Source organism: Nostoc sp. 'Peltigera membranacea cyanobiont' 213, from assembly GCF_002245975.1.
Classification (GTDB): Bacteria; Cyanobacteriota; Cyanobacteriia; order Cyanobacteriales; family Nostocaceae; genus Nostoc.
Map to the genome: position 1 here is coordinate 1 of NZ_NOLI01000211.1, position 9739 is coordinate 9739.

A 9739-nucleotide genomic window follows, 5' to 3' on the forward strand; every position below is an offset into this window, starting at 1 on the left:
GGTTGGGGGTGGGGTTCTTGTACCTCACTCAACTAAGAACCGCTATACATATTCCTTGGGTCACTAAAAAATAGACTTCTTGACTTCTTGGTATTGTGGGGAAAAGTCGCCGGCACTAGCAAGAAAGTGCGTTAGCGTAGCTCACCGTAGGTATCGCTTTAGCGTTTTTGGCAATTTAGAACGGTAGGGGCAGAAGCTTGACGCTGCGTATACTTAACTTCCCATCCAGGTAAATTCCACCAGACAACACGCTTTTCTGGTTGTAACCAAAAGTCTAGTTGTTTGATTAAGCCATTCTCAAAAACTAGTTTCGGGAAGGTAGGATAGTCACGATCGTCACTCTCGCTATAGTTACGTCCAAGATAGTTAAAACAAGCCTTTAATCCCTGAGTAACTCCCAACTCTTCAACTCCAATGCCTTTTAAGGTCGAATTATCGTAGCTGAAGCTACCACTGAACGATTTGCCTGCTAACGAGCCTTTAGTGACATTAATTGTAAAGTCATAGCTAACAGTAGAGTTTTGGGCAAGACTTGTTGCAATTACGCCAGTGCTAAGAGCAGCAGTTGCAATCCCAATTGCAAATTTAGGCAATAGTTTGAGCATGGTAGTATTGATGTTTGAAGTTTAGTGCTTTCGGATAATTTGTGCGTAGACATGCAACGGCTTGTCAATAGACATCGCCTATTGGAGAGATCGTCATTACCTAACTCATGCTTGGCAATGATAAAAAGCATATCACCTACATGGAATCTTCAAACTGGAAAACTGCTACATGAGTTTGCTGATAACTTTAGTTCAGTTGAATCTTTTGTGATTAGCCCCAATGGAAAAATTCTGATCTGCGGCAATTATGATGGCAGTATTAAACTGTGGAATTTAGAGCAGGGGAAATTATTGCATACATCAAGGAATGGTTCCAGTTCTGTTTTAGGGCTTGCTCTTAGTCCAGATGGTAAAACTCTCGCTAGTAGTAATGAGGATAGCACTATACATATTTGGCAAATAAACTAATTGGTGAAAGCGAGGGTTTAGTTAGCTTAAACCTTGAGTATGTGCTTTACGGACTATAGCCCAGTTCAGTTAAGCATTTCTTTAGAGATATGAGCAATACTGAATTTCATCCTTGCCCAATCTGTTCCACCCCAACTCGATATTTTGCAAGATGTCTCCGTATTAATTGTAATAATTAATACGATAAAACTTGTAGTGTCCAGGAACAGAAGTTGAGTTTCTTTAATACCTCAATGATTGGAGGGTTTGCGGGTATTGTAAGTGAAACTAAAGAGGAGTACAAAAGTCACATTTGCTACATTGATGCAGTGAAGTGCTGGGCAGAATCAGCTCGATTTGGCGGTATTGTGATTGAAACGATGATAGATAGTGATTTGCCTAATCACTAGGAACGCTATCGTTATTATCCTAGATACAATCTTGTCTTATTTGTGAGAAAAAATTCAGATAACCCCTAATGAAACAGGCTATTGAGTCTTAGTATATTGTCAAAAACTAAATTGGAGTTTTATATGCCGAGTCGAAAGAAAGAGCCAAGCGGATGTGGATGCTCAAATATACCGATCTCTATAATCCTAATTATCTTAGGAGGTGGTTATTGGTGGTTTAGCCAGAGAGGATATCTAGAAATAAGCAAGTTTTTAGATAATAGCAAAAAGATAAATATACATATTTTTAACCCTGCTATAACTAGCTCTCCAACTATTACTCCAACTGCTTCTATAGCTCCATCAGTTTCTGTAAAAATTACTCCAAGCTTAACTCCTAACAACAATAAACCCTTACAAAAAGTAATCCTAAAGGAAAAAATCCAATTGCCTCAAACGCCTTGGGAAAAGAAAGTAATTAGAGGAATTTATTTAACTCGCTATCAAGTTACCAATAATGCTGATGAACAAACGATTCGTGAAAGAGTTCGTTACTATCGCTCTCAAGGAATTAATACAATTATTCACGGTGTTTGGGGGAATGGTTGTACGATGTATAATAGTGAGGTTATGCAGCAAAGCTTTGGGTATAAAAGTTGTCCAAACCAGTTTCAAGAGCAATGGTTAAATTGGTTGATAGACGAAGCACATAAACAAGGAATGCAAGTTCATGCTTATTTTGAAAAGGGGATAAAAATAGATAAAAATAGCCCGATTTTTGATTTAGCAATTAATCGGAAATGGATTGTTCCAGGAGTGGATAAAACTTACTCTGGAATCGATCATTATGTACTGGATGTGGAAATTCCTGAAGTTGCTAATCTTTTTAAAAATATATTAGTAGAGTTTGTCAAAAAATATCCTGATATTGATGCAGTTCAATGGGATGATTATCTAGGTTATTATGCTGAATTACCTGGAAAAGTTGATCGGACTGCAAATTTGACCAAATTTGTGCAGCAAATGGTAACTTCTATGAAGAAAGCTAATGAGTCAGTGAGTTTTGATATTTGTCATCATAATCCTTATTGGGCTAAAAAATATTTTGCGGCTGACTGGGAAAAATGGGGTGTGGATCGCGTATTTATTCAAGCTTATAATGATAGTAATTTTGTTGAAGAATTAAATTACGCTCAAAAATATGCTGGAGTTGCAATTACAGATCGGCAGTTTGGTCGTTTAAAAGAATTAGTTGATAATCCAAAAATCAAAAGCATCTTAGTTTTTCCGTTTTCAGGAAATCCAGAAAAAACAGCTTCTAGCTTAAAAAACTCGCTTTGAACATGGAGAAAGTAGCGATCGCTCTCAACGCGGGGCGTAGACATCACCCAACTATTGGAACCTGCTGCAAGAATATCGATTGCCTATTGAACGACCTCTATTTGCGCTATTCATTAGTCGGACTCCAATTCATTCTGAATTCTGACTCCTGACTCCTGTTTTGATAAAATTACAAATCTGCAATTAATCTCGCTTTTCTCAAGAAAAATTGCAGTACGGTTTCTTCGCGGGAAATAATATCCACTCTGCCTTCCATTCCCAATTGAATCTGACACAGATTTTCGCCTTTACCTAAAACCAGACTTTCTGGCTCAATAGTCACCTGATAAAAAGCACCTGGGACAGCCGCTTTTGGAGTGATATTGGTATGAGGAGGAGATCCATTTGTGCTATTTGTTGGGGGAGTCATGGCATCGGGAGAAATCGCCTCTACCTTACCATTGAGAGTACCGTAATCTGGGTAGGGACAAGCACTAACCCGCATTTGAACTTGTTGACCAATTTTGAGCTTACTTTTATCTTCAGATGCCACTACTGCCTTGATAATCTGCTTGGCATCACTGGGGACAATCTGCAAGACTTCTTCGCCAGCACGCACAGTTTGACCGGGGTTACGCAAGTTTATCTGAGAAATGATCCCATCAGCAGTAGCAGTAATAGTGGTGTGATTGAGTTCGATTTCGACTTGTTTTAGTTCGCCAGTATCACGCTCTAGCTGTTTTTCTAATTCAATCTGTTGCTTGATAATTCCTTGCAGTTCTTTCTCGAAAACTCTTTTGTTACTTAAACCAGTGGCTTTTTCTTGGGCTATCCGCTCAGTAGCAATTTTTACTTCTGCATGACTAGGATTTAAAGCTGCTTTCGCACGTTGCATTTTAGCGATCGCTGCATATACAGCTTGTTCTTGCTGTTTTGTAGCTAACTGTGCTTCCTCTAATTTATCCCTAGACAATCCTTCCGCTACACTCTCATATCGCTTTTGCTTTAACTTCGCTGCATTCAAAGCTGTCCTAGTAGAATCGAGATTTGCTTGAGCTTCTTGTAATTCAGTCACAGTATTAATTTTTTTATCCTGATATCGTCGCAGGCGATCGCTTAATTCAGCTTCAGCACCATTAACAATTCGGTTAATTTTATCAGTTTCGGCGCGAATTTGACTCTTAAGGGTTTGAATTTGAGCATTAATCTGCACTAACTGCAACTTAGCTTGCTGAATATTCGCTTGCACTTGGTTTTTTTTAGTTTTTAAACGGGAGTCGTCAATCATAGCGATCGCATCTCCGGTTTTGACAACTTGATTTTCTTTGACATGAATCTGCATAACTTGGCCTTCAGTTGCCGCCTGCACAATTCGCAATTCCCCAGATGGACGCACAACTGCTTGTCCTTTGACTGTCACCTTATATTTGGTGACTGTGGCGATGGGAATCGCTAGTGCCAAAACGCAGAGAACAAACAGTCCACCAAAGGTAATCCAACGACTAATCGGTGGGAGAAATTCATCTGTTTGAATTGGGTGTAAAAAATCTGTATTGTGAACGTTAACCATAGTTAGACACTTCAAAATTGAAAGATAGGTGAAGATATTAGCAAATACAGTTCATTTGAGCCACAAAACCCTCATGTAGAGACGCGATTTATCGCGTCTGAAAGACTCAAAATCACATCATCCAAAAAGTCTAAATGCTCCCCAGTAACTTGCCGCAAATCTTCTGGCTTACCTTGAATTTTTAACCGTCCTTGTTCTAAAAATACAATCCAATCTGCACGCTGGATAACTCTAGGACGGTGACTAATCAAAATAGTAGTTTTACCCTGGCGATGGTCTAAAAGCCTATCTAGTATTTGGGCTTCGCTCACTGGATCGAGGGCGCTGGTAGATTCATCTAAAATCAGGATGGGTGGGTTAGTAACTATGGCTCTAGCTATAGCTAATCGTTGCTTTTGTCCACCAGAAATATTAGCTCCAAATTCTCCTAAGACAGTTTGATATTTATCAGGTAGTTCGCTGATAAATTCGTCAGCACCGGTAATTTGACATGCTCTAACAATGTCTGCAAAACTCAGGTGAGGATAACTAAATTGGAAATTATCCAAAATAGACCGACTCCAAAAATGAGCTTCTTGTGGTAGTAAAACCACCTGTTGCCGCAAACATTCTAAAGATATATCTTGCTGATTATAAAAACCATAGCGAATATTTCCTGATTGAATTGTATATAAGCCAGGAATCAATTTTGCTAGAGTGCTTTTACCACAGCCAGATTTACCAATTAGAGCAATTACTTCACCGCCAGGAATAGTTACAGAAAAATCTTGCAATAAATCAACTCTACCTGTGTGGTGAAAATTAATTTCCGTGCAGGTAATATCTGCATTAGCAGGAATTCCTACCCACTGCTTTTTAACATCATTTTCATCTTCTGGAGTAGCATCAATAACTTCTGTCAGCCGTTGAATAACTATTTGGGAAGTGATAAACTCATCTACTAAATCAATGGCGGAACTCAAAAAGCCGAGAAAATTGCTACTCATGCCGTTATAGGCAATTAATTGTCCGATTGTTAAAGTCCGATTAATTACTAAATAGCTACCAATCCAGAGAATACCAATATTTATAAATGTCGAAAGAATACTTGTAATTGTGCTGCTGTAAAGTCCTAATTGCATGGTACTCCAGCCCAAGTTAGCCAGATGACCAAAATTTCCTTGATATTCTTCCCAAGCTTGGGGTGTAGCTTGGGTAGTTTTTAAGACTTGTACTCCTCGAAATGTTTCTACTAAAAAACCTTGGTTTTCTGTACCAGAAACAATCATCTTGCGGGTTTTCTGTCGCAGTGCTGGTAAGAAAAGCAAGTTAACACCCGTGATAATGAGAAATGCAACTATAGAAGCCAGGGTTAACTCCCAAGTGTAAAAAAGCATAAAGCCCAAGGAGATTACAGCAACAAAAAATTGACTGGGTAATCCGAGGACAATTTGGGAAACTAAGTTATTGATAGCGTGAACGTCTGCAATGCGGCTGACTACTTCCCCACTGCGTCGTCCTTCAAAATAAGATAGGGGTAAATGTAAGAGTTTGCGCCCATATTCTAGAATTAGTCCTAATTGCAATCTTTGAGCAAAATAGCCGATGAGGTGCGATTCGACTAAGGGACTTCCAATAAATAAATTACCCAATCTTGTGGGGTGGGCATCTTGCCCGCCTTTGTATATGGGCGCTCATGTTGCCCACCCCACAAGAAGTAGTTGAGTATTTTTTTATTTGGAAGTCCCTAAACCAATGGCACTTTTAATTAAGTTCAGAGTGATTACGCCAATAGCGACAGTGGTTAATAGTTGGGTATCTCCCCGCACTAGGACATCATCGGTGAGTAGTTGCATCATGAAGGGTGATGCTAGAGAAAGCAACCCAATAGCGATATTCATGGCGATCGCTTGGGCGATAATAAACCGATAGGGATAAACCCGTTGTAGGTAACGTCCAAAACCGCCAATCTTATCTGATTCTTGTTGATAAAAGCGGCTTTCATCGGGAAGGAGTAGCAGCATCACCCCATTACTCCAACCTTTAATTAACTCCTCGTGAGTCAGGTAACGGATACCAACACCAGGATCGCCAATTACATATTTTTTCCCTTTCTGACCGTATAATACTACCCAGTGGTAGCCTTTCCAGTGAATAATCGCAGGTAGAGGAGTTTGATCTAATTGGTTGATGAGTTGAGGAGTGGCTTTAACTTGCCGACTATGGAATCCCAGGGCTTCTGCGCCCCGTCTTAATCCCAATAGAGTAGTTCCTCTCGCCCCAGTACCAACAGCTTCCCGCACGCGGTTGAGGGTAAATGTGCGTCCGTAGTGTTGGGAAATCGTAGCTAAAGTGGCTGCACCACAATCTTCTTCACTGTGTTGAAGGACAATTTTGTATTTCATTTTCCAGCGCGATTTTTGGGGCGAAAATTACAGTGAAAGAAATTGAGGCGTTGCATAATTGAAGTATGAATTAGATGTAGAGACATTTCATGGAACGTCTCTACAAGTGAAAAAGTTATATGGTCGGTTGGGTTGAGGAACAACATCCGACAAAATCCTTGATTATGTTGGTAGGGTTTTGCTGTTGCTCAACCCGACCTACAGAAATGGTATTACCGCTCTCGATGATTAGACCAAGACGAGATCGATCATATTGGAATTACCAGCATTGGGTTTAAATTGATATGCTTTACCATCTTTTAAGGACTCTTTTTGCACATTTATTTCATCTGCTCGACTATCTTTATCGAAAGACATTTTCCCATCATGGTCGGTGTAGAAGCTTTGTTTTGCAGTGGCTGGTATGTTCCAAGCAACGTCATCCAGTGTGTAAGCAATAGCATTGTTTGTGTTATTTATAACCGTAAATTTTTTGCTTTTGCCGCCAGAAATTATTTCCGCAGCTTGTTCACCAATTTCTTCCACCAAACCAAAGTTTTGCAAGATACTTTGGTTATTTAGCAGAGCTTTTTTGTCTGTGATAGCCATGTGATTTTCTCCTGAAAGTTGGTGTTTAGGAAATACGCTCAATATTTATAAATGCCGATAGGTTAGGCGTTCCTGATAGCTATGTAAATCTCACCTATACGGCATTTACCCTTAATGTCATAGAAGACTAGCAGTTCCCACACAGTAGTCTTTATTGCAGAGTAGACATAAAGGCAAAAAACAAAAGTTATATATATGGTCGGTTGGGTTGAGGAACGATACCCGACAAAATCCTTGATAATGTTGGTTGGGTTTTGCTGTCGCTCAACCAAACCTACACATAGAAATGGTATTACAGCTCCTAATAATTAGACTTTAACCGACGAGTTCGATCATATTGGGATCGCCAGCTTTGGGTTGAAATTTATATGTTCCCCCAGCAACTACCTCCTTAGATGTAAGCTGAATGCCAAAAAGTCGAGGATTAGCATCAAATTCAATTATTCCTGGATTTGTATTGCTAGCAGATGTCCGTCTTTCACCTGGTGTTATTACATTCATAGAATTATTTAATCTGTGCCAGACGAAGCGGCTTGTGGCGTTTTCAACTGTAAACGTAATGACACCACCAGAAATTATTTCCGCAGCTTGTTCGTTAAGTTCTTCAACCAAAGCAAAATTTTGTAAGATGCTTTGGTTGTTTAACTGGGCTGTTTCCATTGTCATAGCCATGTGATTTTCTCCTAAAAGTTGGTGTTTAGGAAATACGCTCAATATTTATAAACGCCGATAGGTTAGGCGTTCCTGATAGATATGTAAATCTCACCTATACGGCATTTACCCTTAATGTCATAGAAAACTACCAGTTCCCACACAGTAGTCTTTCTTGCAGAGTAGACATAAAGGCAAAAGACAAAAGTCATCTCTCTTAAGAGAGATAGAAGTTAACTTTTTTTGTGTCAGGATTTATTTCGAGAGAAGGATGATTAACTCGCCTATTCATACTATAGGAGGAAAATAAAACTTGTAAATACGAATTATATAAATTTTATTTTTTCTTTTGTTTTTCACAGAATCGGAAGAACTCTCTATAAACATCTCTCCTATTCTTTCTTTCGGGGTATATTAGGCGCGTATTTAGAGGTTATTTGCCATAAAATATCATACAGGCGCTTGCTTTCTTTGCATTACAAAACTTTACAACGTGCCCCATTTTGCAGCTATCCCAGCCCCCGTAGACCTTTGATTCACAATCCCCACTTGCTCTGAGCGTAAGCAAGCTACGCCGAAGGGATGACCAATAAATATACTACGGTAGTCCTATAGATATATAGTATTAAAATGTTCCAAGGGATAATTTTAATGGTTAACCATATCTTTCGCCGCTTAATCGCTAAGTGGATGTCCTCGATCAAAATCAGGAATTCATTTAACAACCAAAATAAATTATTCTCTTCTTTGCCAATTGCGGGGGCTTTTGTTACAGGGCTGTGTCTGAGTATGCTATTTGCTGCCTGCTCATCACCATCAACTATTAATTCTTCTAATCCCAGTGCTACACCTGTTAGTAATTCAGCTTCTAGTAAAGCCACAGTATTAAGATTTGGCTATCAAAAATCGAACATTTTGCTGAGAAACAAAGGTGTCTTAGAAAAGCGTTTGTCACCAGATGGGATATCTGTACAATGGATTGAATTTCCGGCGGGGCCACAATTGCTAGAAGCCATGAATGTGGGTAGTATTGACTTCGGACATGTTGGAGAATCGCCGCCAGTATTTGCCCAAGCAGCAGGAGCATCATTAACTTACGTAGCTGGTATTGCTGTTAGTCCTGCTGGTTCAGCAATTCTTGTTCCTCAGAATTCCTCAATTCAAAAACTTACTGACTTGAAAGGCAAAAAAGTTGCTTTTCAAAAAGGATCTAGTGCCCACTTATTGTTAGTCCAAGCTTTAGAAAAAGCAGGATTAAAATATGCAGACATTCAACCTAAATATTTACCACCTGCTGATGCCCGTGCTGCATTTGTTAAGGGTAGTGTAGATGCGTGGGTTATTTGGGACCCTTTCTATGCAGCCGCTCAAGAGGCAACTAAAGCCAGAGTTTTAGTTGATGGGACAGGAATTAATAAACAGGGAGGATATTATTTGGCAACCCGTAAATTTGTCACTGAAAATCCCCAAACGGTGAAGGCAGTTTTAGAAGAAATTAAAAATCTCGAAGAATGGTCTAAACAGCATCGAGAAGAAGTAGCGCAAACTTTGTCATCTGTGCTAGGAATTGACATAGCGACAATGAGAATAGCTACGAATAGGAGGAATTTTGGGATTGTGCCAATTGATGATAATTTGATAGGTTTGCAACAAAAAGTTGCTGATACATATTATCAGTTAAAGCTGATTCCTAAAAAAGTTGATGTTAGAGATGGAGTATTAACGAAAGAGCAATATGCTGCATTTTCACCAAAGATTTAGATAGACCAAAATCATAAATCGGCTGTAGGGATGTAATGGATTTATAGCGGTTCTCAGTTGAATAGGTGGTACTGAACCCCACCC

Annotated in this window: 7 protein-coding genes and 2 pseudogenes; 3 read left to right on the forward strand and 6 right to left on the reverse strand. The window is 39.3% G+C overall.

All coding sequences use genetic code 11. The features are described 5' to 3' along the window. Positions 1 to 158: 158 nt before the first annotated feature. Positions 159 to 605 carry a hypothetical protein gene (locus CDG77_RS31990; RefSeq protein WP_094333233.1) on the reverse strand — a complete coding sequence of 149 codons (447 nt, stop codon included), beginning with the start codon at positions 603 to 605 and terminating at the stop codon, positions 159 to 161. A 117-nt stretch (positions 606 to 722) separates the two neighbouring features. Here CDG77_RS31990 and CDG77_RS31995 point away from each other — a divergent pair, with 117 nt between their 5' ends. Both CDG77_RS31995 and CDG77_RS32005 read left to right on the forward strand, forming a co-directional pair. Then, positions 723 to 1013, forward strand: coding sequence for a WD40 repeat domain-containing protein (locus CDG77_RS31995; protein WP_181154112.1), 291 nt, complete (start codon positions 723 to 725; stop codon positions 1011 to 1013). 512 nt (positions 1014 to 1525) lie between these two features. After that, positions 1526 to 2722 (forward strand): family 10 glycosylhydrolase, encoded by a 1197-nt coding sequence (locus CDG77_RS32005; RefSeq protein WP_094333235.1) that lies wholly within the window; start codon positions 1526 to 1528, stop codon positions 2720 to 2722. 169 nt (positions 2723 to 2891) lie between these two features. Here the strand turns inward: CDG77_RS32005 and CDG77_RS32010 are convergent, their stop codons facing one another. The 5 genes and pseudogenes from CDG77_RS32010 to CDG77_RS32030 all read right to left on the reverse strand — a co-directional run bounded on the left by CDG77_RS32010 (position 2892) and on the right by CDG77_RS32030 (position 7915). Then, complete coding sequence (locus tag CDG77_RS32010) at positions 2892 to 4271, reverse strand: HlyD family secretion protein (RefSeq protein ID WP_094333236.1); 1380 nt, start codon at positions 4269 to 4271, stop codon at positions 2892 to 2894. Between the two features lie 71 nt (positions 4272 to 4342). Next, positions 4343 to 5875, reverse strand: a pseudogene (locus CDG77_RS32015) (peptidase domain-containing ABC transporter); the annotation flags it as partial. Positions 5876 to 6001: 126 nt separating this feature from the next. After that, positions 6002 to 6655 (reverse strand): annotated as a pseudogene (locus CDG77_RS32020) (cysteine peptidase family C39 domain-containing protein); the annotation flags it as partial. Positions 6656 to 6883: 228 nt separating this feature from the next. Next, positions 6884 to 7243, reverse strand: coding sequence for a hypothetical protein (locus CDG77_RS32025; protein WP_094333237.1), 360 nt, complete (start codon positions 7241 to 7243; stop codon positions 6884 to 6886). Between the two features lie 315 nt (positions 7244 to 7558). Further along, positions 7559 to 7915, reverse strand: coding sequence for a hypothetical protein (locus CDG77_RS32030; protein WP_094333238.1), 357 nt, complete (start codon positions 7913 to 7915; stop codon positions 7559 to 7561). A gap of 630 nt (positions 7916 to 8545) precedes the next feature. Here CDG77_RS32030 and CDG77_RS32035 point away from each other — a divergent pair. Beyond that, on the forward strand, positions 8546 to 9655 hold the full coding sequence (locus CDG77_RS32035) for a sulfonate ABC transporter substrate-binding protein (protein ID WP_094333239.1): 1110 nt from the start codon (positions 8546 to 8548) through the stop codon (positions 9653 to 9655). The last annotated feature ends 84 nt before the right edge of the window (positions 9656 to 9739 follow it).

What these genes read in the sequence shown, in the direction of transcription:
- CDG77_RS32025 (WP_094333237.1), bottom strand. Translation starts at nt 7,243, where the DNA reads ATGGCTATCACAGACAAAAAAGCTCTGCTAAATAACCAAAGTATCTTG.
- CDG77_RS31995 (WP_181154112.1), top strand. Translation starts at nt 723, where the DNA reads ATGATAAAAAGCATATCACCTACATGGAATCTTCAAACTGGAAAACTG.
- CDG77_RS32005 (WP_094333235.1), top strand. Translation starts at nt 1,526, where the DNA reads ATGCCGAGTCGAAAGAAAGAGCCAAGCGGATGTGGATGCTCAAATATA.
- CDG77_RS32035 (WP_094333239.1), top strand. Translation starts at nt 8,546, where the DNA reads ATGGTTAACCATATCTTTCGCCGCTTAATCGCTAAGTGGATGTCCTCG.
- CDG77_RS32030 (WP_094333238.1), bottom strand. Translation starts at nt 7,915, where the DNA reads ATGGCTATGACAATGGAAACAGCCCAGTTAAACAACCAAAGCATCTTA.
- CDG77_RS31990 (WP_094333233.1), bottom strand. Translation starts at nt 605, where the DNA reads ATGCTCAAACTATTGCCTAAATTTGCAATTGGGATTGCAACTGCTGCT.
- CDG77_RS32010 (WP_094333236.1), bottom strand. Translation starts at nt 4,271, where the DNA reads ATGGTTAACGTTCACAATACAGATTTTTTACACCCAATTCAAACAGAT.